This is a genomic window from Brevundimonas sp. (assembly GCF_035627055.1).
In the GTDB taxonomy this organism is placed as follows: Bacteria; Pseudomonadota; Alphaproteobacteria; order Caulobacterales; family Caulobacteraceae; genus Brevundimonas.
This window is the reverse complement of record NZ_DASPMM010000022.1, coordinates 289,489-310,088: the sequence shown is the minus strand read 5'-3', so window position 1 is coordinate 310,088 and position 20,600 is coordinate 289,489. Positions and strand designations below refer to the sequence as shown.

Below are 20,600 nucleotides of genomic sequence, written 5' to 3'. Positions count from 1 at the left end.
GCTTTGCCGTAGAAAATGGTCGCGGCGACCGGCCTTTACGCCATGCGCGGATCGGCGATGTCCTCGATCTCGAACTGGACCCCCCGGCGGCCGTTCCAGTCGTCCGCCTTCAGGCGGCCCGCGACGCTCAAACCGCCCTGCCCGGCCAGCAGCGCCTTGCCCGAGGGCAGGTCGGCGCAGCGCCAGGCGATGGCCTTCACCGCCGCGCCGTCGGCCCCGACCAGCCGGCAGCGCACATGGCCGCCATTCATGGCCACGGGCTCGCGTACGGCGACATGTTCCAGCGCGAACAGCGGCTCGGGATTGGCGGGTCCGAACGGCGCCAGCTGCTCGAACTGTTCGAACAGGGCCCGCGTCGCCGCGCCCGGATCGATCAGGGCGTCGATCTCGACCCCGTCCAGCGCCTCCGCCGCCGCCTGTTCGCCCGCCATTCGCTCGTTGAGGAAGTCGCGCAGCCGGCCGATCCCGTCCGCCCTGACCGTCAGCCCGGCCGCCATGGCGTGGCCGCCGCCGGCCATCAGCACCCCGGCCTCCCAGGCGGCCTGCACCGCCCGGCCCAGGTTCATGCCCGGCTGCGACCGGCCCGAGCCCTTGCCGACGCCGTTGATCGCATCGACCCCGATCACCACCACGGGCTTGCGCCAGCGCTCACGCAGCCGCCCGGCCACGATCCCGACCACGCCGGGGTGCCATTCATCGCCCTCGATCACCACCACGGCCGAGCCGTCCGCATGGGCGCCCGAGGCCTCGACCATCCGCGTGGCCTGCTCCGTCACCTGCCGCTCGACTTCGCGCCGGGCGATGTTCAGCGCGTCCAGCTCCTGCGCCAGAGCCATCGCCTCCTCCGGGTCGTCCGTCGACAGCAGCCGCGCCCCCAGGTCCGACTTGCCGATCCGGCCGCCGGCGTTGATGCGCGGTCCCAGAATGAAGCCGGCATGATTGCTCTTGGCCGGGCCGGCTTCGCTCCCCGCCGCCGCCAGCAGCGCCCGCAGTCCCGGATTGCCCCACGCCGACATCCGCCTCAGCCCGAGGCTGGTCAGGGCCCGGTTGAACCCGGTCAGGCCGGTGACGTCGCAGATCGCCCCCATGGCCGCCAGATCCAGCCACTGGCGAATATCCGGCTCCTTGCGGTCCCCGAACATCTCCCGCCGGCGCGCCTCGCGATTCAGCGCCGCGAGCAGGACGAACACCACGCCCGCCGCCGCCAGATTGCCCTGCCCCGAGTTGCAGCCCGGCCGGTTCGGATTGACCACGGCGGCGCAGACCGGCGGATGCTCGCGCATCATGTGGTGGTCGATGACCACGACCTTCAGCCCGATCGCCGCCGCATGGGCCACCGCCTCATTGGCCGCCGCGCCGCAGTCGACGGTGATGACCAGCTCGGCGCCCGACGCCTTCAGCGTGTCGAAGGCCTTCGGGCTCGGCCCATAGCCCTCGGTAACCCGGTCGGGCACATAGATCGGCAGGTCTGCGCCCATGGCCCGGAACCAGCGCACCAGCAGGGCCGCGCTCGACGCCCCGTCGACGTCATAGTCGGCGAACACATGGATCGCGGCCTGCGCCTGCAATACGTCGAGGATCGCCTCCGCCGCCGCATCCATGTCCATGAAGCTCGACGGGTCGGGAAACAGCGCCTTCAGCGTCGGCTGCAGGAAGTCCGCGCCCTGGTCGGCCCGCACCCCGCGCGCCGCCAGCGCCCGCGCCAGCGGCTCGTCGAGGTCCAGCGCCTGCATATGGGCGCGGATCAGCCCCGCCTCGGCCGGCCTCTGCCGCCAGGCGCGCCCGGACAGCGAGCGGGAAACCCCCAGAAACGCGGGCAGGCCTCCCCCGTCGGCCATCAGAACGGCCGTCGTGTATGGATGCGCTGGATGGTCCGGGTCGAGGAATCCATCACCAGCGTATGGGTCGTGACGAAGCCGTCGCGGACCTGCACCCCGTCCAGCATCGCGCCCTTGGTGACGCCCGTGGCCGCGAACACCGCATCCTTCGAGACCAGTTCGTGCAGGTCGTATTTGCGATCGAAATCCTTCACGCCCGTGCGCTCGGCCCGGGCCCGCTCGTCGTCGTTGCGGAAGATCAGCCGGCCCTGGAAATGCCCGCCGACGCATTTCAGCGCCGACGCGGCCAGCACGCCCTCCGGCGCCCCGCCGGATCCCAGATACAGGTCGATTCCCGTCTCCGGTTCGGCGGTGTGGATCACGCCGGCCACGTCGCCGTCCGTAATCAGCAGCACCTTGGCCCCGACCTCGCGCAGGGCCGCGATCAATTCAGCGTGGCGCGGCCGGTCCATGACGCAGACGGTGATGTCGCGCGGATCGACGCCCTTGGCCGAGGCCAGCGAGCGCACATTCTCCTGCGGCTTCATATCCAGGTCGACTGTGCCCGGCGCGTAGCCCGGCCCGATGGCGATCTTGTCCATATAGGTGTCGGGGGCGTGCAGCATGCCGCCGCTCGCCGACATCGACAGCACGCACAGGGCGTTGGCCATGGCCTTGGCCGTCAGGGTCGTGCCTTCCAGTGGGTCCAGGGCGATGTCGATCGCCGGGCCCTTTCCGGTCCCCACCTTCTCGCCGATGTACAGCATCGGCGCCTCGTCGCGCTCTCCCTCGCCGATGACGATCTTGCCGTCGATATCGAGCTTGTTCAGCGCCGTGCGCATGGCGTCGACGGCCAGTTGGTCGGCCTGCTTCTCGTCGCCGCGGCCGATCTGGGCGTAGCTGGCGATGGCCGCTAGTTCGGTGACCCGGGCGGCGTCGGCGGCCAGCGTGGAAGCGTAGGGGGCCGGTCCGGCCATGGGCGTTCTCCTGAGACGATGATCCCGGGATTCTGTCGTCCCGGCGACCGTTAGTGGGAATTAGCGGCGATCGACCGGCGGCGGGGCGCGACCGCGCTCGCGGGCCTGGCGGGCGAAGGCCTCGATCTCGGCGGCGGTTTCCTGCGTCACCGGCGCCACCTGCACCGCCTCGACCCGCGCCTGCACGGCCTGGGCCCACTCGGCCGGATTGCCCGTCAGGGTCCACTCGAGCCGGGCGGCGTCCTCGGCCAGGGCGCCGCTCGCCCGGTTCAGCGTCGTCACCCGCGCCGCGATCTGCGCCGGCGCCGGCTCCGGCTCCAGCGACCGGGGGAAGTCGGCCCAGCGCGGATACTCGCGATTCGCATCGACCAGCGCCTGCACCCGCGCCGCCACCGGCGAGGTCGGGTCCGTTTGCGGATCGAACGCCCCCGCGCAGCCCGTCAGAGCGGCCGTGGCGACGGCGGCGGCCAGGACCGCTGCGAATTTCCGGATCGGCGCGTTCATGTCAGGGGCGGTCATATGCCATGATCATCCCCGGCGGAAGGGCGACGGCCGCCCCTACGACCGATCCTGACGTCTCCCGGAGCCTTTTCGCGCATGGCCAAGCGTCCGCCCTCCCCGCCCGCTCCCGCCGCCGCGGCGGCGCGTCCGCCCCGCAAGCCCGGCCGCCCGACCTCGGCCAAGCCGCCCCGCCCCCGCGCCAGGCCGGCCGCCGCCGCTGAAGAGCCCCTGCCCGAGCCGCCCCAGGCCGCGCCGGAACCGCCCTTCGCCTTCCCCGGCGAGGACCAGCGCCAGATGATCGAGACCCTGTCGCTGAACCTGGCCCGCGCCGCCATGACCGCCCAGTCGGCCATCGCCGAGGCCGCCCTCGCCCAGGCCGACCGCCCCGCCGCCCTGTCCCCCGACCCGTTCAACGTCGGCCCCGCCATGACCCAGGTGATGAGCGGCCTCGCCTCCCGCCCGGACAAGCTGTTCGCCGCCCAGGCCGACCTGTTCAACCGCTACATGGACCTGTGGGCCTCCACGACCCGCCGCGCCGCCGGCGAGGAGCCCGCCGCCCCGTCGAAGGACAAGCGCTTCAGGGACCCGGCCTGGTCCGAGAACCCCATGTTCGACGTCATGCGCCAGTCCTATCTGGCGACCGCCGACTGGATGAACGGCCTCGTCTCCAGCGTCGAGGACATCGACCCGCGCACCAAACGCCGCGCCGAATTCTTCACCAGACTGCTGACCGACGCCTTCTCCCCCGCCAACTTCCTCGCCTCCAACCCGGCGGCCCTCAAGGCTCTCGCCGAGACCAACGGCGAGTCGCTGGTCAGGGGCATGCAGAATTTCGCCGCCGACCTGGAGCGCGGCCACGGCAAGCTGAAGATCAGCCAGGCCGACTACGGCCGCTTCGAGGTCGGCAGGAACGTCGCCACCGCCCCAGGCCAGGTGGTCTGGCGCGACGAGCTGTTCGAACTGATCCAGTTCGACCCCGCCACCGACGAACAGCGCCAGATCCCGCTGCTGATCTTCCCGCCGTGGATCAACAAATACTACATCCTCGACCTCCAGCCCGAGAACTCGATGATCCGCTGGCTGTCCGGCCAGGGCTTCACCGTCTTCGTCTGCTCCTGGGTCAATCCTGACGTCGACAAGGCCGGCTACGGCTTCGACGACTACCTGCAAAAGGGCATCTACCGCGCCGTCGAAAAGGCGCTGGAACAGTCGCAGGCCGACCACATCAACACCGTCGGCTACTGCATCGGCGGCACCCTGATGGGCGCGGCCCTGGCCCATATGGCCGAGCACGGCGACGACCGGATCACCGCCAACACCTTCTTCGCCGCCCAGCACGACTTCGCCGAGGCCGGCGACCTGCTGCTGTTCACCGACGACCACTGGCTCAACGAGGTCGAGCAGCAGATGGACGCGGCCGGCGGCGTCCTGCCCGGCGCGGCCATGGCCGAGACCTTCAACGCACTGCGCGCCAACGACCTGATCTGGTCCTTCTTCGTCAGCAACTATCTGATGGGCAAGGACCCGCCCGCCTTCGACCTGCTGTTCTGGAACGCCGACCAGACCCGCATGCCGAAGAAGCTCCACCTCGACTACCTGCGCTCGATGTACGGCAAGAATGCTCTGTCAAAGGGCGAGTTCGAGATCGGCGGCGTCCGCGCCGACCTGTCGAAGGTGCGCATCCCCCTCTATTTCCAGGCCAGCCGCGAGGACCACATCGCGCCGATGAACTCGGTCTACCGCTCGGCCCGCGCCTTCTCCAACGCCGACGTCACCCTGACCCTGGCCGGCTCGGGCCACATCGCCGGCGTGGTCAATCCGCCGGCCGCGAAGAAATACCAGCACTGGATCAACCCCGCCCTGCCCGCCTCCCTCGCGGAATGGCAGGCGGGCGCGCAGGAGCATCCCGGCAGCTGGTGGAACCACTGGGCCGACTGGCTCCACGCCCGCTCCGGCGGCTGGGTCCCCGCCCGCAATCCGAAAAAGGGCCCGCTGCCGCCGATCGAGCCGGCCCCGGGATCCTATGTGAAGGTGAAGTCGTGAAGCGTTTCGAACCCAACCTGCTGCTGGCCCTGTCGACCGGCCTGGCGCTCGTCCTCGTGGTGGTGACCACCAGCTTCTACGGCGCCTCGGCCCAGCTGGCCCGCAACCTGCTCCTGGCCGGGGTCTGCTCGATCGGCTTCGTCCTGCTCAACCCGGTCCTGCAGCGGCGCATGAAGCTGCCGAAGCGCCCGCCGATGATCCATGCCGACAGCCCCGGCACGGCCGCCTGGGCCGGCCTGTTCCCGATGGCTGTGATCTGCGCCGCCGCCGTGCCGATCTTCTGGCCCGGCCATGACTACGGCCTGCTGGTGATCATCGCCGCCGTCTGGTTCGGCGTCACCCTCGAGTCGGCGATCAAGGCCTCCCGCGCCGGCTAGGCCGGCGTAAATCTCAGCGCCACGCCGTTGTTGCAGTAGCGCTTGCCCGTCGGCCGCGGCCCGTCGTCGAAGACATGCCCCTGATGCCCCAGGCAGCGGGCGCAGTGGTATTCGGTACGCGGAAAGCCGATCTCATAGTCCGTCTTCGTGCCGATGTTGGCCGCGATCACGTCATGGAAGCTCGGCCAGCCGGTGCCGCTGTCGTATTTCCACTGCGAGCGGAACAGCGGCAGGTCGCAGCCGCGGCACACGAAGGTCCCACGCCGGTGCTCCCCGTTCAGCGCGCTGCTCCCCGGCCGCTCCGTCGCCGCATGCCGCAGCGTCTGATAGCTCGCCGCCGGCAGCCGCGCCCGCCACTGGGCGTCCGTCAGCCGCCGGAACGGCGAGTTCGCGTATTGTCGCTCGGAGGCGTCAGCCGCATCCGGCGAGCAGCCGCTCACGGCGACCGCGCCGGCGGTCAGCATCAGATGGCGGCGGGACAGCTGGGTCATGATGCTTGATAGGTCGGGAACCGCGCGGCGGTTTCAAGCCCTCGATGAATGAGTGACAGTGTCAGTGAGCGAGAGGTGAGCCAGATCGCCGGGCTTCCTGCTCACCCCTTGCTCACTAGCACTGGCACTGTTCAAGAGGGCCCTCCATGAGGGAGTGACAGTGTCAGTGAGCGAGAGGTGAGCCAGATCGCCGGACTTCCTGCTCACCCCTTGCTCACTAGCACTGGCGCTTTTCAAGAAAGGCCGGTCTCTTCCGCCAACCCCAGCATCAGGTTCAGGTTCTGCACCGCCGCCCCCGACGCGCCCTTGCCCAGATTATCCAGCAGCGCCACCAGCCGGACCTGCGCCCCGCCCCGGTCGCCGAACACATGCAGCCGCATCCGGTTGGTCCCGTTCAGCCCCTCCGGATCGATCCCGGTCATGGCCTCGGTCGTCTCCAGTTCCGCCACCTCGACGAACCGCGCGCCCGCATAGGCCTCGGCCAGCGCCCCGTGCACCACCTCCACCGACGGCGATCCCGGCAGCGCGCCCAGGTGTAGCGGAACCTCCACCAGCATCCCCTGCCGGTAGGCCCCCACCGCCGGCGCGAACAGCACCGGCCGCTCCAGTCCGGTGTGCGTCGTCATCTCCGGCACATGCTTGTGCTTCAGGGTCAGGCCATAGGCGCGGAACGCCTCCGCCCCCGCCTCGAACTCCGCGATCATCGCCTTGCCGCCGCCGGAGTAGCCCGACACCGCATTGACCGTCACCGGCCACCCCGCCGGAATGATCCCGGCTGAAACGAGGGGCCGCACCAACCCGATGAAACCGGTCGGATAGCAGCCCGGGTTCGACACCCGCGTGGCGCCCGCGATCTTCTCCCGCTGCCCCGGCGCCATCTCCGCGAAGCCATAGGTCCAGTCCGGATCGACCCGGTACGCCGTCGAGGCGTCGATCACCCGCACCCTGGGGTTCTCGATCATCGCCACGGCTTCCCGCGCCGCCTCGTCCGGCAGGCACAGGATCACCGCATCGGCGGAATTCAGCGCCTCACGCCGCGCCTCGACATCACGCCGCCGGTCGCCCAGCAGGATCAGCTCCAGATCGGAGCGCGCCTCAAGCCGCTCGCGGATCTCCAGCCCCGTGGTCCCGGCCTCGCCGTCGATGAAGATCGTGTGGGTCATCGAACGCTCCTGTCCCTTCTCCCCTTGCGGGAGAAGGTGGCCCGCGCAGCGGGTCGGATGAGGGGTCGCACTGACCCGACAATCTGGCGTCTTTCCGGACGCGACGCACGAGCGGCCGGAGCGACCCCCCATCCGTCGGCCTTCGGCCGCCACCTTCTCCCGCAAGGGGAGAAGGAAACCAGAAAAGGAAAAGGGCGCTCCGGTTTCCCGAAGCGCCCCCATCCATAACCGCTTTCGCGATCCGCTTAGCGCTTCGAGAACTGGAAGGACTTGCGGGCCTTGGCGCGGCCGTACTTCTTGCGCTCGACGACGCGGGCGTCGCGGGTCAGGAAGCCGTGCGGCTTCAGGACCGGGCGCAGCGCCGGCTCGTAGTGCGTCAGGGCGTGCGACAGGCCGTGGCGGATGGCGCCGGCCTGGCCCGACAGGCCCGAACCCTCGACCGTGCAGTCGACGTCGAACTGGGTCGTGCGGCCGGTCACTTCCAGCGGCTGGGCGATCATCATGCGCAGGATTTCGCGGGCGAAATACTGCATCTGATCCTTGCCGTTGATGGTGATCTTGCCGGTGCCCGGCTTGATCCACACGCGGGCGATCGCGTTCTTGCGCTTGCCGGTCGAATAGGCGCGGCCCTGCGCGTCCAGCTTCTGGACATAGACCGGGTGCTCTTCGCCCGCGCCCGGGGTCTGCATGGACTTCAGGGCGTCGAAGCCGGTCAGGGCTTCGGTGGGCGCGGCTTCGGCGGCGGTGTTTTCAGCAGTCACGTCGGTCATGCTCAGACGCTCCGGGTGTTCTTGGGAGAAGCCGACTTGAAGTCGATCGTCTCGGGCGACTGGGCTTCGTGGGTGTGGGCCGGACCGGCGAACAGGCGCAGGTGCGTCATCTGCTTGCGGGCCAGCGGGCTTTCCTTGGGCAGCATGCGCTCGACGGCCTTCTCCAGCACGCGCTCGGGGAAGCGGCCGTTCAGCACCTTCTCCGGGGTCGTCTGCTTGACGCCGCCCGGGTGGCCGGTGTGACGGTAGTAGATCTTGTCGGTGTTCTTCTTGCCGGTGAACACCACCTTGTCGACGTTGGTGACGACGACGTAGTCGCCGCAATCGACGTGCGGGGTGTAGTCGCCGCGGTGCTTGCCGCGCAGACGGTTGGCGATAAAGGTCGCGAGGCGGCCCACCACGACGCCTTCGGCGTCGATATGGATCCACTTCTTCTCGACCTCGGCCGGCTTCAGCGAAGCCGTGGTGCTCTTCAGCATGACGAGGGTTCCTGGGGAGACGAACGAAGGGCCCGTCCCGAAGCCGGGATGAGCGGAAGGCGCGCTGATAGAGGAAGCGGCGGGCCAGGTCAATGCGGGTCGTGGGGCGCGCAGTCGCGTAGTCGGTTGTTTTCACACCGTTTATCGGGTGAGGTAGTAAAATACCGCATATAATTCCCTTCTCCCTCAAGGGGAGAAGCAAGCGATGCTGCGCTGCAAATCCCGCCTCAACCTCCCTATCTTCAGAGCTCAACCCGCTGTTTCCGCTCCACATCCTTCCGGACCCAGCGTCACGAACCCGCCGCAGGGCGGGACTCCCGCATAATGCGACTTCGCACGGCGCCCTACCGTACCGGTCTTTGACAATCGAACTCCCGTAAGCGCCGACCAGGCGCATCGGCCGACCCGACCCACCGCAATCTGTGCACTCTGCGCACTCAACGCACTCTATGCACTCTGTGCACTCTTCGGACGCTTCGGACTGATTTTTGAGTCCGGATCCCGCCGCCGCCCATCGTCACAGAACCCTGATGACCTTCGGCCCCGACCCCGCCATAACGGCGCCCAGCCCTCCGGAGAGTCCCATGCGCCTGCCCCGCCGCCACCTTCTCGCCGGCTCGGCCGCCGCCCTCGCCTTCGGAGGCCTCGCCCGCAACGTCCAGGCCCAGGCGGCCACGGAGGAGACCTACCTCAATGAGGTCCCCGGCTACGGGCCGCTGGTCCGCGATCCCGAACGTCTGCTCGACCTGCCCGAGGGCTTCACCTACCAGGTCATCTCCCAGACAGGCGACACCATGGCCGACGGCCTCTACGTCCCGGGCCAGCCCGACGGCATGGCCTGTTTCGATCTCGGCGACGGCCAGGTCGCCCTCGTCATCAACCACGAGCTCAAGGGCTCCAGCGGCCTGCATCGCAACCTCGGCCCCGGCGGCTTCCATCAGGAGCGCATCGGCCTGCTCGACCCGTCGAAGGCCTACGACACCTACAAGGACGGCCGCGCCCTGCCCGGCGGCACGACCACCCTCGTCTACGACCTTGCGACGCGCCGCACCGTCCGCCAGCACCTGTCGCTGGCCGGCACCTCGACCAACTGCTGCGGCGGCCGCACCCCCTGGGGCAGCTGGCTGAGCTGCGAGGAGACGGAACAGACCCCCGCCAACGCCGACGTCGCCAGGCCCCACGGCTTCGTCTTCGAGGTCCCCGCGACCGCCGCCGGCCTGGTCGACCCGGTCCCGCTCAAGGCCATGGGCCGGTTCGATCATGAGGCGGTCTGCGTCGATCCCCGCACCGGCGTCGTCTATCTGACCGAGGACAAGACCGACGGCCTGTTCTACCGCTTCCTGCCGACCACGCCCGGCCGGCTGGTCGACGGCGGCCGCCTCCAGGCCATGGCCTTCCGGGGCAGGCCCGGCGCCGATTCGAGCAATCAGGACGGCCGCGAATGGTCCGTCGGCGACTGGCGCGAGGTGGTCTGGATCGACCTGGAGGACGTGGAGTCCCCCAACGCCGACCTGCGCATGCGCGGCCACGCCGACGGCGCAGCCCTGGTGGCGCGCGGCGAGGGCGTCGTCTGGGGCGAGGGCGAACTTTACCTGACCGCCACCGCCGGCGGCCCGCTGAAGCGCGGACAAATCCTGCGCTACGTGCCCTCGGCCGACGAGGGCCGCCCCGGCGAGGCGGTCCGGCCGGGCCGTATCCAGCTGTTCCTCGAAAGCGAGGACATCCGCAGCCTGAACATGGGCGACAACCTGACCGTCGCGCCGTGGGGCCATCTGATCGTCTGCGAGGACAACTACTCCACCGAGACCCGCAACCATCTCAAGGGGGTGACGCCCGAAGGCCGCACCTACACCATCGGGCGCAACGCCTTCACCGGAAACTCCGAGTTCGCCGGCGCCTGCTTCTCGCCCGACGGACAGGTGCTGTTCGTCAACATCATGTACCCGGGCGTGACCTTCGCGATCAGAGGACCGTGGACCTCGGTCCGGACATGAACAGCCGCGGCTGTGAGCGGCGGACCAGCCACAGGTTCACCGTCGCCGTCGCCAGCACGAGCACAGCTCCCGCCTGATGCAGGGCTCCAAGCCATAGCGGCACGGCGTTCATCAGGGTGGCGATCCCCAGCCCGGCCTGCAGCCACAGCACCGCCGCCAGCACGAAGGCCGACAGGCCCAGCCCCTCGGCCAGCCGCCAGCGCCACGCCTGCACCGCATAGATGCTCCCGCCCAGCAGCAGCCCGTAGGCGACCAGCCGGTGATTGAACTGCACCAGCGCCTGGTCATGCAGGAAGGCCAGCGCCCCCTTGCCCCACTCGACCGGCGCCAGCAGCTCGCCGTTCATCATCGGCCAGTCGGTGTAGACGAAGCCCGCCTTGGCCCCCGCGACCAGCCCGCCCAGCAGGCACTGCAGGAAGACCGCGCCCAGCAGGATCGCCGCGCCGCGGCTCCACCCGACCGGATGACGCGAATGCTCCTCGCCGTTCCAGGCCTCCAGCCCGGTCCAGATCAGACCCATGAAGATCAGCAGCGCCAGTCCCAGGTGCGTCGCCAGCCGCTCCGGCGCCACGTCGACGCGCTCGCTCAGCCCGCTGGACACCATCCACCAGCCGATCAGCCCCTGCAGCCCGCCCAGCGCCAGCAGCGCCGCGCAGCGCCAGATCAGCCGCCGCGGAATCTTGCGCAGCACCAGCAGGACGAGGAACGGCAGGGCGAACACGGCGCCGATCAGCCGCCCCAGCAGCCGGTGGAACCACTCCCACCAGAAGATCCCCTTGAACTCGCCCAGCGTCATGCCGGCGTTGACCTGCTCGTACTGCGGAATGGCCCGGTATTTCTCGAACGCCTCGGCCCAGTCGGCCGCGCTCATCGGCGGCAGGGCCCCCATGATCGGCTTCCACTCGGTGATCGACAGCCCCGATCCGGTCAGGCGGGTGACGCCGCCGACCACGACCATGGCGAACACCAGCGCCGCCGTGATGAACAGCCAGATCGCGACCGCCCGGCTCTCCTCGCCCCCGCTGAAACGCTTCATTCGACGCCCGCCGTCCCGACCGTTACACTAAGCCGCGCGCCGCTGGTCCGACGCCCGACTGAGCGGTATGCCCGCCCGTGGCGGCGAGATCGAGTCGCTTTTGGACGCCTGAGCGTCGCAGGTCAGGAGAAGCCGGGTGCAGTACGCGGAGATCATCGTCGCCGTCCTCGGGGCTTTCGCCCTGGCCTGGACCGCCGACCAGCTGACGGGCCGGCGCGGCCTGTTCGCCACCTCCCTGGTCTCCGGCGTCGCCGCCGTGGCGGGGTGGTTCCTGGCTGTTCGCGTCTTCGCGGTCTCGACCACGGACCAGTGGACCTGGGTCGGGTGGTCGCTGGTCGCCTCCGCCCTCGCCCTGGCGACCTTCTTCCTGTTCCGCAACAAGCGCTGACATGGGCCCGCGCACCCGCCGCTTCATCGCCATGCTCGGCGTTCTGGCCTTCCTCGTGGTCTGGATCTGGGGCGCGATCGCCATCCGGGGCCTGTTGCCGCCGGGCCCGATCATCGACTTGGTGGTCTTCGCCGTCGCTGGCATCGGCTGGGGCGTGCCCCTCTACCCCCTGTTCAAATGGGCCGAGCGCCCCCGCGACTGACCCGGAATTGCCAAGGCCCGTCCGTGATCGAGCGTGCCTGAGGGTACCTGTGCGACTGCGCTATTCGCTTGGCAGCTGTTCCGGGCTGTGAGCAAATTCACGGTTATGGGACCCGTCGATCAGAGAGCGCAGGTCAACCCGTTCGCTCCCGGGTATTACGAAACGGACGAGCTGCGGGGCTTCGGTTTCCGACGCGTTGGCGAAGGCGTCCGGGTCGCGAAGAACACCACCATCGTCGGCCTGGAGAACGTCACCCTTGACGATCATTGCCGGATCGACGGTCACTGCACCATCGTGGCAACCGGCGGAACGCTTCGCCTGGGCCGTTACGTTCACGTTCACACCAGCGTCGTGATCGGTTGCCGGGGCGGCGTCGTGCTTGACGACTACAGCGGCGTTTCCCACGGATGCAACATCCTGTCGGCCAGCGACGACTTCAGCGGCCAGTGGATGCACAATGGGACCGTCCCGGCTCATCTGTGTCGCCCAACGATTGAGCCCGTCTGGATCGGGCGGCACGTGGCAGTTGGGGCGGGCTGCACCTTCCTTCCCGGAGTAACGCTTGGCGACGGGGCGGCTGTCGGCGCTCATTCGCTCGTCCAAACGGATGTCCCGCCGTGGGTCATCGTGGCGGGTACGCCGGCCCGGCAGGTCGGCGTGCGCTCGCGGCGGCTCCTCGCGCTTGTGCCCCGTGAAGATGCCGCGGCCTAGACCCTCGTCGCGGCCCTTGTGGACGCCGCCCAAAATGAAGGCCCGCCAACCACACCTAAGTAGCCGACGGGCCTCGCTCTTCTCTGGTCGGAGCGACAGGATTCGAACCTGCGACCCCTTGACCCCCAGTCAAGTGCGCTACCAGGCTGCGCCACGCTCCGAGAGGGGCCCCCTATAGACGGGGCGCCCGCCCCCCGCAAACCCAAAAACGAAGGCTCAGGCGGTTCTCGAAAGAACCGCTTCCAGACGCGCCCGCGCGCCCTCCAGTTCGGCCAGAACCTGACGCAGCCGGATCGACGACGCACCGCTCTGCGGCCTCGGCGCGGCCTCCGCCGGAGCGCCGCCTTCCGGCTCGAACGCCACCGTTCCGTCCGGGTCGCCATAGACCGCCAGCCGCTTCAGGCCCTGCTCGCGGTGCAGGCGCTGGACGCCCTTGATGGTCAGCCCATCCTCGTGCAGCAGCCGCTTCACGGCTTTCAGCAGGACCACGTCCTGCGGCCGGTAGAAGCGGCGTCCGCCGGCCCGCTTCAGCGGGGTGATGAACGGAAATTTGGTCTCCCAGAAGCGCAGCACGTGCTGCGGCGCGCCGACCTCGTCAGCGGCTTCGGAGATAGTTCGGAAGGCGTTCGGGCTCTTGGCCACGGCGCGTCAGGCGCTCACGACGGCGTCGTGAACCCGGCCCTTCATGATCTGCGAGGCGCGGAAGCTGATCACCCGACGCGGATGGATCGCCGCCGGCTCGCCCGTCTTCGGATTGCGGCCCATGCGGGCGCGCTTGTCGCGCACCTGGAAGACGCCGAAGCCCGACAGCTTGACCGTTTCGCCGCGCTCAAGGGATTCGATGATCAGCTCCAGGGTCCGCTCGACCAGGGCCGAGCACTCCTGGCGCGACAGGCCGACCTCCTCGTGGACCGCCTCACACAGGTCCGCCCGCGTCAGGGTCTGGTGCTGAGCCAATGGTCCGCTCCCCTTGAAAAGTCCGTCGGGCCCATAAAAGAGCAAGCGCCTTCAAATGGAAAGGCGAATTGCGCCCTACAGGCGAAAGGCGCAGGCGCCCCAGGTCAAGCCGCCGCCCATGGCTTCGGCCAGAACGAGATCGCCGCGCTTGATGCGCCCGTCCTGAATGGCCGCGTCCAGCGCCAGCGGGATCGACGCCGCCGAGGTGTTGGCGTGCATAGCCACGGTCGAGATCACCTTGTGCTCGTCCAGGCCGAGCCGGTCGCCGACGCCCTTGATGATCCGCTGGTTGGCCTGGTGCGGCACGAACCAGTCGACGTCGGCCACCTCGATGCCCGAGGCCGCGCAGCAAGCGGTGATCGCCTCGGCGATGTTGACCACGGCGTGACGGAACACCTGGTTGCCGGCCATCCGCAGATGCCCGACCGACCCGGTCGTGGCCGGCCCGCCGTCGACGTAGAGAAGGTCGGTCTTGGACCCGTCGCAGCGCAGGGCGAAGCCGAGCAGGCCGTGGTCGGCCTTGGTCCCCTGCCCTTCCCGCGGCTCGACCACCACGGCCCCGGCGCCGTCGCCGAAGAGCACGCAGGTCGACCGGTCGGTCCAGTCCATGAGCCGGGTCATCTCCTCGGCCCCGATGACAAGGGCGCATTTCGCATTCCCCCGGGCCACGAAACCGTCGGCCACGCTCAGCGCATAGACGAAGCCGGAACACACCGCCTGGACGTCGAAGGCAATGCAGGTCGGGATGCCCATCTTGCGCTGGACGATCGAGGCGACTGACGGGAAGGTCATGTCGGGCGTGGTCGTCGCCACCACGATCAGGTCGACGTCCGCGGCTTCACGGCCGGCGTCGTGCAGAGCCCGTTTCGCCGCCTCGACCGCCAGGTCGCTCGTCGGCTGGTCGTCCCGCGCCTTGTGCCGCTGGCGAATGCCGGTGCGCTCGACGATCCACTCGTCCGAGGTGTCGACGATCTTCGCCAGATCGGCGTTGGTGACGACCTGTTCCGGCAGGAAGGAGCCGACGCCGGTCACGGCGCTGCGAATGACGCTCACTGGGGAGTCTCCATGGCCGCGCTGCCCGCGGCCGGTTGTTCGAGCACGACGGTCAGCCGGTTCAGGCTGTCGCTGACGGTCTTCAGATAGTCGCTGCGAGCCAGATCGACAGCGATGCGGATCGCATTTCCGTAGCCCTTGGCGTCGGCGCCGCCGTGGCTCTTCACGACGATGCCGTTCAGCCCCAGCAGCGGGCCGCCGTTGACGGCGCTGGGATCGATCTTCTGGCGCATCCGCCGCAAGGCCGGCAAGGCCAGCAGGGCGCCCGCCTTGGCCGGCACGCTGGAGGTCAGCGCCTCCTTCATCAAGGCCGAGATGAACCGCGCCACGCCCTCGGCGGTCTTCAGCGCGATGTTGCCGGTGAAGCCGTCGGTGACGACCACGTCGACCGTGCCCTTGGCGATGTCGTCGCCCTCGACGAAGCCCTTGTAGTCCAGCCCGAGTCCGCCCTCGCGCAGGATGCGGGCGGCCTCGCGGACCTCTTCATGGCCCTTCATGTCCTCGGAGCCCACATTCAGCAGGCCGATCGTCGCGCGGCCGCCGCCGTGCACCGCGGCGTGGAAGGCCTCGCCCATGATGGCGAACTCGACCAGCTGTTCGGCGTCGCTCTCGATATTGGCCCCGACGTCCAGCACCGCCGTGACGCCCCGCAGGGTCGGCCAGCTGGCGACGATGGCGGGTCGCTCAAGCCCGTGAGCCGACATGCGCAGGATCAGCTTGGAGATCGCCATCAGGGCGCCGGTGTTGCCGGCCGAGACCACGGCGCCGGCCTCGCCGGTCTTCACCGCCTCGATGGCGTTCCACAGGCTCGAGCCCTTGCCGCGCCGCATGGCCTGGGCCGGCTTCTCGTCCATGGCCACGACCTTGTCGGTGTGGCGCACGACACAGATGTCTTCCGTCAGGCTGCATTTCGCCATCTCGGCGCGGATGGCCGCCGAGTCCCCATGCAGCAGGAACCGCACGCCGTCGCCGCCGTGACGCCGGCGATAGTCACGCACCCCCGCCACCACGACCGGCGGGCCGTGGTCCCCGCCCATGGCGTCGAGCGAAATCAGAACTGGGGATGGCAAGCCGTTTCGACTCCGTCGCGCCGTCAGCCCGGCGCTCGTCTGGGGCGACGATAGCGCCGCACCGGGGGGATGCAACCGCGCCGCCCCGGCGTCAACCTTCGTCGGAAGGCCGGAGTTGCTTCAGCACCGCGAAGGGCGAGATTTCCGTCGGCTCCGGCGGCTGCACGAACTCGGCGCCGGGCTTGCGTGGGAACGGGTCCAGCAGCAGGGCGAGCTGCTCCACCGCATACTGCCCCAGATCGACCTGCCCGCCTTCGATCGGATCGGGCGATTCGTCGTCGAGGGTGATGACGATCTCGTCGGAGTCCTCGTCCACCGCCTCAGCCAGCGCGATGCTGAACGGCGCATCGATCTCGACCGGGAGCGGGTCGAGGGTGATGCCGCAAACTTGCGCCAGGCTGGCCTTCACCCGTCCCGACAGCCGCCAGCCGCCCGGCGACGGCGCCAGCGTCATCTCGGCCACGAAGGCGTCCAGCGAGGCGAGGTCGAGCGCCTTGGCGATCCGGGTGCGGGCCGCGGCGTCAGGCTCCAGGGTCCGCGTCACCCCGCCGCCGACCTGATGCAGCCGGACGGGTTCGCTATAGGGCAGGTCCACGCCGCTCATGCCTTGATCTCCGCCCAGTCGGGAGCCGTCGTCACGGCCTTGAAGTCCTGCGCCGCCAACCGCGCCCGGCTCGCCAGCGCATACGCCGCCAGCGTCTCGCCCGCGGCCGGATCGTCCCGCTCGAACACGTTCCGCGCCAGTCCCTCCGCCAGTGCGGCGTGGTCGCCGGCCCGCAGCGGCGGTTCGTACGCGGTCATGCGTCCGTACATCGCCTCGCCAAGCTTGCGCATCTTCTTGCCCACCGAGATGTCGCCCACGCCCAACTCCCTCAGCGCATGATCCAGGGCCGAGACATAGGTGTCGAACAGGAGCTGGGCCGTGTCCGCCCCGCCCTCGCCTTCATCGCGCAGCCGCATGACCAGCAGCAGCACATGCAGGGTGTAGAGCTCGAATCGGGCGTCGATCCGATCGGCGACGCCCAGTTGAGTGTAGAAGCGGGGATCGCGGGCCTGCCGCACCGCCAGCTCATACAGGGGCTCGCCGAGGCGCTCGCGAGGACGGGTCCGGAACAGATTCTGAAGCATGATCATGCGGCCCCTTTTCCGCCGCGCCGTTGAACTAAGGCTCGGGTCCGGTTAGGTCAAAGACCTTGTTCTCTCGCAGGCGCCGTCCATGCTCCGTACCAAGCTCCTCCTCGCCGCCCTTTCGGCTGCCGCGCTGACCGCGGCCTGCGCCCCCGTGGTGGGCCAGAACGGCTTCCAGGCGATCGACGCCAAGCCGACCGACATCGTCGCGGGGACGGACACCAAGCAAACCGTGCTGACCAAGCTCGGCACCCCGTCCACGACGTCGACGTTCGAGCAGGACAACATCTGGTATTACATCAGCCAGGTCACCGAGAAATACACCTACAACCGCCCGCACGTCACCCAACGCACCGTCACCGAGATCACCTTCAACGACGCCGGCCAGGTTGCGGAGGTGCGCACGCTCGGCCTCGACGATGGGCAGCAGATCGCCATGAACAGCCGCGAAACGCCGACCCGCGGCCGCCAGCTGACCATCATCGAACAGCTGCTCGGCAACGTCGGCCGCGGTCAGCTGCCCCGCACGGACGAGGACGAGCCCGGCCAGCGCCGCCCCGACTGATCGCCCCCCGGCTCGCCCGACACGAAAACGCCCCGGAGATCGCTCTCCGGGGCGTCTTTCGTTGCGCGCCGCCGCGCCCGTGAAGGACGCGGCGGCCACGCGGGGATCAGAAGATCTTGCCGCTCGCCAGCACCGCGAGAAGCAGCAGGGCCACGATGTTGGTGATCTTGATCATCGGGTTCACGGCCGGGCCGGAGGTGTCCTTGTACGGATCCCCGACCGTATCGCCGGTCACCGCGGCCTTGTGAGCCTCGGAGCCCTTGCCGTGGACGACGCCGTTGCGATCGGTGAAGCCTTCCTCGATCACCTTCTTGGCGTTGTCCCAGGCGCCGCCGCCCGAAGTCATCGAGATGGCCACGAACAGGCCGGTCACGATCACGCCCATCAGCATGGCGCCGAGGGCGGCGAAGGCGTCCGCCTTGTCCGACAGGAACAGGATGGCCACGAACAGCACGATCGGCGACAGGACCGGCAGGAGCGACGGCACGATCATCTCGCGGATCGCCGCCCGGGTCAGGATGTCGACGGCCCGGCCGTACTCGGGCTTGACCTCATAGGTCATGATGCCCGGGTTCTCGCGGAACTGTCGACGCACCTCGGCGACGACCGACTCGGCCGCGCGGCCCACCGCCATCATCGACATGCCGCCGAACAGGAAGGGCAGAAGCCCACCGAACAGCAGGCCGACGACCACATAGGGGTTGGTCAGGGCGAAGTCGACGACGCCCATGTTGGCGAAGAACGGGAACTCCGCCGCATTGGCCGAGAAGTATTGCAGATCAGACGTATAGGCCGCGAAGAGGACGAGGGCGCCGAGGCCGGCCGAACCGATGGCGTAGCCCTTGGTGACGGCCTTGGTGGTGTTGCCCACGGCGTCGAGAGCGTCGGTCGAGTGGCGGACGTCCGAAGGCAGTCCGGCCATCTCGGCGATGCCGCCGGCGTTGTCGGTGACGGGTCCGAAGGCGTCCAGCGCCACGATCATCCCGGCGACGCCGAGCATGGTCGTGGTGGCGATGGCGATCCCGAACAGGCCCGCCAGCTGGTAGCTGGCGATGATGCCGACGATGATCGTCAGCGCAGGCAGGGCCGTCGACTCAAGCGAGACGGCGAGGCCCTGGATGACGTTGGTGCCGTGACCGGAAACCGAGGCGTTGGCCACCGACCGCACGGGGCGGAAATTGGAGCCCGTGTAGTATTCAGTGATGACCACGATCGCCGCCGTAACGGCCAGGCCGACGAGGCCGGACCAGAACAGGTCCATGGCGTAGATGGCCTCTCCGCCGGCGGGGGTGACGACCGCGTTGTCCGGCAGCAGCTGGGTGATCACCAGGTACAGGGCCCCGATGGAGAGCACGCCGGTGACGATCAGACCCTGATAGAGGGCGCCCATGATGTTCTGCTTCTTGCCGAGGCGGACGAAGAAGCTGCCGATGATGGAGGTGACGATGCAGACGCCGCAGATGGCTAGCGGCAGCAGCATCATGGTTTCGACATAGGGCAGGTCGCGGAAGAAGATCGCCGCCAGCACCATGGTGGCGACCGTGGTCACCGCATAGGTCTCGAACAGGTCGGCGGCCATGCCGGCGCAGTCGCCGACATTGTCGCCCACGTTGTCCGCGATGGTCGCCGCGTTGCGGGGATCGTCTTCGGGGATGCCGGCCTCGACCTTGCCCACCATGTCGCCGCCGACGTCGGCCCCCTTGGTGAAGATGCCGCCGCCCAGACGGGCGAAGATGGAGATCAGCGAGGCGCCGAAACCAAGGGCGACCAGACCGTCGATGACTTCGCGGCTGGTGCTGTCGAAGCCCATGCCCTGGGTCAGGATGGCGTAGTAGCCCGCCACGCCCAGCAGGGCGCCGCCGGCGACGAACATGCCGGTGATGGCGCCTGAGCGGAAGGCCAGGTCGAGACCCCTGGACAGACTCTCGGACGCGGCCTGGGCCGTGCGCACGTTGGCGCGGACCGAGATCAGCATGCCCGCGAATCCGGCGAGGCCCGAGAGGACCGCGCCGATCACGAAGCCGAAGGCGGCCCATTGGCCGATCAGGAACCAGGCGGCGATCAGGATGACGACGCCGACCATGGCGATGGTCATGTACTGCCGCCGCAGATAGGCCGAAGCGCCTTCCTGGATCGCGGCGGCGATCTCGCGCATCTTGTCGTTGCCGGTCGAGGCCTTCATCAGCGAGGCCGTCTGGACCAGTCCGTAGAGGACCCCCAGCGCGCCTGCGGCGATGACAAGCCACAGATAGTTACTCATGGCGTTTCCAAACCCTGTGTTTCTAGAGGCGCCCGGACCCTTGGCGCGGCGGGCGTTTTCGCCTCTCTCCGCCTTCCGGTCCCCCCGTGCGCACCGGACGCGAGTCTGCGTCCCTGGGGAAATGCGGCGGAAACGTGCCAAATGCGCCGGGGCGACGCAACAGGGTTAGTGAAGGCGGCTCAACCCGAGGCGACGCCGGTGCGGCGGCGGGGCGCCTGGCTGATGACTTCGACCCGCGTCACGGCTCCGCGTCCGGCGATGGGAACGGCCGCCCGCATCAGGCTGGCGGACAGGGCGGCCGCATCGATCCGGGTCCAGTCGTTCTCGACCACAAAGGGCGTCCGGTGCCCGGCGCGGACCAGGGCGTCGCGCAGATAGGCCTCTTTCGGCCGCATCGATTCGGGCGTCGCGGAGCCGCCGAGATGCAGCCGCAGCGAAACGAAGACGTAGTTGCGGATGCGCCCGCCGGAGATGATCGGCAGGCCCACGCCGGCGATGCCCAGGCTGGCGCCGGGAGCTGGCGCATGTTGGGCGTTCGCGTCCGCGCCGGCGGCGACGGCCGGCAAGGCGACGGAGGCGGCGATAAGGTCACGACGGCGCATGCGGCGATCGTCGCGC

The 20,600-nt window shown here is 69.1% G+C and carries 23 protein-coding genes and 1 tRNA gene; 7 read left to right on the top strand and 17 right to left on the bottom strand.

Features of this window, described 5'->3' with window-relative positions; all coding sequences use genetic code 11:
- Nucleotides 1-35: 35 nt before the first annotated feature.
- Genes recJ through VEA98_RS12135 form a run of 3 tightly spaced genes read right to left on the bottom strand, consistent with a single transcriptional unit; the run spans nt 36 to nt 3,313 of the window.
- Nucleotides 36-1,838 carry a single-stranded-DNA-specific exonuclease RecJ gene (recJ, locus tag VEA98_RS12145; RefSeq protein WP_324814726.1) on the bottom strand — a complete coding sequence of 601 codons (1,803 nt, stop codon included), beginning with the start codon at nt 1,836-1,838 and terminating at the stop codon, nt 36-38.
- Nucleotides 1,838-2,794, bottom strand: coding sequence for a class II fructose-bisphosphatase (glpX, locus tag VEA98_RS12140; protein ID WP_324814723.1), 957 nt, complete (start codon nt 2,792-2,794; stop codon nt 1,838-1,840). Before glpX ends, recJ begins: the two co-directional genes overlap by 1 nt.
- A 60-nt stretch (nt 2,795-2,854) precedes the next feature.
- On the bottom strand, nt 2,855-3,313 hold the full coding sequence (locus tag VEA98_RS12135; protein ID WP_324814721.1) for a hypothetical protein: 459 nt from the start codon (nt 3,311-3,313) through the stop codon (nt 2,855-2,857).
- Nucleotides 3,314-3,391: 78 nt separating this feature from the next.
- Between VEA98_RS12135 and phaC the strand changes: the two genes are divergently transcribed.
- Together phaC and VEA98_RS12125 are read left to right on the top strand one after the other, a co-directional pair.
- The gene (phaC, locus tag VEA98_RS12130) at nt 3,392-5,338 is read left to right on the top strand and encodes a class I poly(R)-hydroxyalkanoic acid synthase (RefSeq protein ID WP_324814719.1); all 1,947 of its coding nucleotides are present in this window, start codon (nt 3,392-3,394) and stop codon (nt 5,336-5,338) included.
- Nucleotides 5,335-5,715 carry a hypothetical protein gene (locus tag VEA98_RS12125; RefSeq protein ID WP_324814716.1) on the top strand — a complete coding sequence of 127 codons (381 nt, stop codon included), beginning with the start codon at nt 5,335-5,337 and terminating at the stop codon, nt 5,713-5,715. The genes phaC and VEA98_RS12125 overlap by 4 nt, the downstream gene beginning before the upstream one ends.
- Here the strand turns inward: VEA98_RS12125 and msrB are convergent.
- The 4 genes from msrB to rplM form a co-directional block, all read right to left on the bottom strand.
- Nucleotides 5,712-6,206: a peptide-methionine (R)-S-oxide reductase MsrB gene (gene msrB / locus VEA98_RS12120; RefSeq protein ID WP_324814714.1), complete on the bottom strand. Its 495-nt coding sequence runs from the start codon at nt 6,204-6,206 to the stop codon at nt 5,712-5,714. The genes VEA98_RS12125 and msrB overlap by 4 nt on opposite strands.
- A 233-nt stretch (nt 6,207-6,439) precedes the next feature.
- Entirely contained in the window at nt 6,440-7,369 is a 930-nt protein-coding gene (gene argC / locus VEA98_RS12115; RefSeq protein WP_324814711.1) for an N-acetyl-gamma-glutamyl-phosphate reductase, read from the bottom strand.
- 245 nt (nt 7,370-7,614) lie between these two features.
- A complete protein-coding gene (rpsI, locus tag VEA98_RS12110) occupies nt 7,615-8,139 on the bottom strand; it encodes a 30S ribosomal protein S9 (RefSeq protein ID WP_324814708.1) in 525 nt (174 codons plus the stop codon).
- A 2-nt stretch (nt 8,140-8,141) separates the two neighbouring features.
- Nucleotides 8,142-8,618: a 50S ribosomal protein L13 gene (gene rplM, locus VEA98_RS12105; protein WP_324814706.1), complete on the bottom strand. Its 477-nt coding sequence runs from the start codon at nt 8,616-8,618 to the stop codon at nt 8,142-8,144.
- Nucleotides 8,619-9,202: 584 nt separating this feature from the next.
- On the opposite strand from rplM, the gene VEA98_RS12100 reads away from it, so the two are divergent.
- Nucleotides 9,203-10,612 (top strand): alkaline phosphatase PhoX, encoded by a 1,410-nt coding sequence (locus VEA98_RS12100; protein ID WP_324814703.1) that lies wholly within the window; start codon nt 9,203-9,205, stop codon nt 10,610-10,612.
- Here the strand turns inward: VEA98_RS12100 and VEA98_RS12095 are convergent.
- On the bottom strand, nt 10,581-11,648 hold the full coding sequence (locus tag VEA98_RS12095) for a COX15/CtaA family protein (RefSeq protein ID WP_324814701.1): 1,068 nt from the start codon (nt 11,646-11,648) through the stop codon (nt 10,581-10,583). The genes VEA98_RS12100 and VEA98_RS12095 overlap by 32 nt on opposite strands.
- A gap of 136 nt (nt 11,649-11,784) precedes the next feature.
- Here VEA98_RS12095 and VEA98_RS12090 point away from each other — a divergent pair, with 136 nt between their 5' ends.
- The 3 genes from VEA98_RS12090 to VEA98_RS12080 all read left to right on the top strand — a co-directional run bounded on the left by VEA98_RS12090 (nt 11,785) and on the right by VEA98_RS12080 (nt 12,949).
- A complete protein-coding gene (locus VEA98_RS12090; protein WP_324814698.1) occupies nt 11,785-12,036 on the top strand; it encodes a transglycosylase in 252 nt (83 codons plus the stop codon).
- 1 nt (nt 12,037) lies between these two features.
- Nucleotides 12,038-12,238: a DUF2842 domain-containing protein gene (locus VEA98_RS12085; protein WP_324814693.1), complete on the top strand. Its 201-nt coding sequence runs from the start codon at nt 12,038-12,040 to the stop codon at nt 12,236-12,238.
- 87 nt (nt 12,239-12,325) lie between these two features.
- Nucleotides 12,326-12,949, top strand: a complete 624-nt coding sequence (locus tag VEA98_RS12080; protein ID WP_324814690.1) for an acyltransferase — start codon at nt 12,326-12,328, stop codon at nt 12,947-12,949.
- A gap of 84 nt (nt 12,950-13,033) precedes the next feature.
- On the opposite strand, the gene VEA98_RS12075 is transcribed toward VEA98_RS12080, so the two are convergent.
- The 7 genes from VEA98_RS12075 to VEA98_RS12045 form a co-directional block, all read right to left on the bottom strand.
- Nucleotides 13,034-13,110 (bottom strand) — tRNA-Pro (locus VEA98_RS12075).
- A gap of 55 nt (nt 13,111-13,165) precedes the next feature.
- Complete coding sequence (locus tag VEA98_RS12070) at nt 13,166-13,591, bottom strand: MerR family transcriptional regulator (protein ID WP_324814687.1); 426 nt, start codon at nt 13,589-13,591, stop codon at nt 13,166-13,168.
- A gap of 6 nt (nt 13,592-13,597) precedes the next feature.
- Nucleotides 13,598-13,906, bottom strand: coding sequence for an integration host factor subunit alpha (locus VEA98_RS12065; RefSeq protein WP_298746214.1), 309 nt, complete (start codon nt 13,904-13,906; stop codon nt 13,598-13,600).
- A 75-nt stretch (nt 13,907-13,981) separates the two neighbouring features.
- The gene (locus VEA98_RS12060) at nt 13,982-14,959 is read right to left on the bottom strand and encodes a beta-ketoacyl-ACP synthase III (RefSeq protein ID WP_324814685.1); all 978 of its coding nucleotides are present in this window, start codon (nt 14,957-14,959) and stop codon (nt 13,982-13,984) included.
- A complete protein-coding gene (plsX, locus tag VEA98_RS12055) occupies nt 14,956-16,029 on the bottom strand; it encodes a phosphate acyltransferase PlsX (RefSeq protein ID WP_324814683.1) in 1,074 nt (357 codons plus the stop codon). The genes VEA98_RS12060 and plsX overlap by 4 nt, the downstream gene beginning before the upstream one ends.
- A 91-nt stretch (nt 16,030-16,120) precedes the next feature.
- Nucleotides 16,121-16,633: a DUF177 domain-containing protein gene (locus VEA98_RS12050; protein ID WP_324814679.1), complete on the bottom strand. Its 513-nt coding sequence runs from the start codon at nt 16,631-16,633 to the stop codon at nt 16,121-16,123.
- Nucleotides 16,630-17,163, bottom strand: coding sequence for a ubiquinol-cytochrome C chaperone family protein (locus VEA98_RS12045; protein WP_324814677.1), 534 nt, complete (start codon nt 17,161-17,163; stop codon nt 16,630-16,632). Before VEA98_RS12045 ends, VEA98_RS12050 begins: the two co-directional genes overlap by 4 nt.
- 82 nt (nt 17,164-17,245) lie before the next feature.
- On the opposite strand from VEA98_RS12045, the gene VEA98_RS12040 reads away from it, so the two are divergent.
- Nucleotides 17,246-17,722, top strand: a complete 477-nt coding sequence (locus VEA98_RS12040) for an outer membrane protein assembly factor BamE (RefSeq protein WP_324814675.1) — start codon at nt 17,246-17,248, stop codon at nt 17,720-17,722.
- Between the two features lie 106 nt (nt 17,723-17,828).
- Here VEA98_RS12040 and VEA98_RS12035 read toward each other — a convergent pair whose 3' ends face one another.
- Complete coding sequence (locus tag VEA98_RS12035) at nt 17,829-19,982, bottom strand: sodium-translocating pyrophosphatase (protein ID WP_324814672.1); 2,154 nt, start codon at nt 19,980-19,982, stop codon at nt 17,829-17,831.
- A gap of 179 nt (nt 19,983-20,161) precedes the next feature.
- Nucleotides 20,162-20,584: a hypothetical protein gene (locus VEA98_RS12030; protein WP_324814670.1), complete on the bottom strand. Its 423-nt coding sequence runs from the start codon at nt 20,582-20,584 to the stop codon at nt 20,162-20,164.
- Between the last annotated feature and the right edge of the window lie 16 nt (nt 20,585-20,600).

Coding starts and splice junctions, on each gene's coding strand:
- VEA98_RS12085 (WP_324814693.1), top strand. CDS start 12,038: ATGGGCCCGCGCACCCGCCGCTTCATCGCCATGCTCGGCGTTCTGGCC.
- VEA98_RS12030 (WP_324814670.1), bottom strand. CDS start 20,584: ATGCGCCGTCGTGACCTTATCGCCGCCTCCGTCGCCTTGCCGGCCGTC.
- phaC (WP_324814719.1), top strand. CDS start 3,392: ATGGCCAAGCGTCCGCCCTCCCCGCCCGCTCCCGCCGCCGCGGCGGCG.
- VEA98_RS12040 (WP_324814675.1), top strand. CDS start 17,246: ATGCTCCGTACCAAGCTCCTCCTCGCCGCCCTTTCGGCTGCCGCGCTG.
- VEA98_RS12045 (WP_324814677.1), bottom strand. CDS start 17,163: ATGATCATGCTTCAGAATCTGTTCCGGACCCGTCCTCGCGAGCGCCTC.
- VEA98_RS12050 (WP_324814679.1), bottom strand. CDS start 16,633: ATGAGCGGCGTGGACCTGCCCTATAGCGAACCCGTCCGGCTGCATCAG.
- VEA98_RS12100 (WP_324814703.1), top strand. CDS start 9,203: ATGCGCCTGCCCCGCCGCCACCTTCTCGCCGGCTCGGCCGCCGCCCTC.
- msrB (WP_324814714.1), bottom strand. CDS start 6,206: ATGACCCAGCTGTCCCGCCGCCATCTGATGCTGACCGCCGGCGCGGTC.
- VEA98_RS12095 (WP_324814701.1), bottom strand. CDS start 11,648: ATGAAGCGTTTCAGCGGGGGCGAGGAGAGCCGGGCGGTCGCGATCTGG.
- VEA98_RS12135 (WP_324814721.1), bottom strand. CDS start 3,313: ATGACCGCCCCTGACATGAACGCGCCGATCCGGAAATTCGCAGCGGTC.
- recJ (WP_324814726.1), bottom strand. CDS start 1,838: ATGGCCGACGGGGGAGGCCTGCCCGCGTTTCTGGGGGTTTCCCGCTCG.
- rplM (WP_324814706.1), bottom strand. CDS start 8,618: ATGCTGAAGAGCACCACGGCTTCGCTGAAGCCGGCCGAGGTCGAGAAG.
- glpX (WP_324814723.1), bottom strand. CDS start 2,794: ATGGCCGGACCGGCCCCCTACGCTTCCACGCTGGCCGCCGACGCCGCC.
- rpsI (WP_324814708.1), bottom strand. CDS start 8,139: ATGACCGACGTGACTGCTGAAAACACCGCCGCCGAAGCCGCGCCCACC.
- argC (WP_324814711.1), bottom strand. CDS start 7,369: ATGACCCACACGATCTTCATCGACGGCGAGGCCGGGACCACGGGGCTG.
- VEA98_RS12035 (WP_324814672.1), bottom strand. CDS start 19,982: ATGAGTAACTATCTGTGGCTTGTCATCGCCGCAGGCGCGCTGGGGGTC.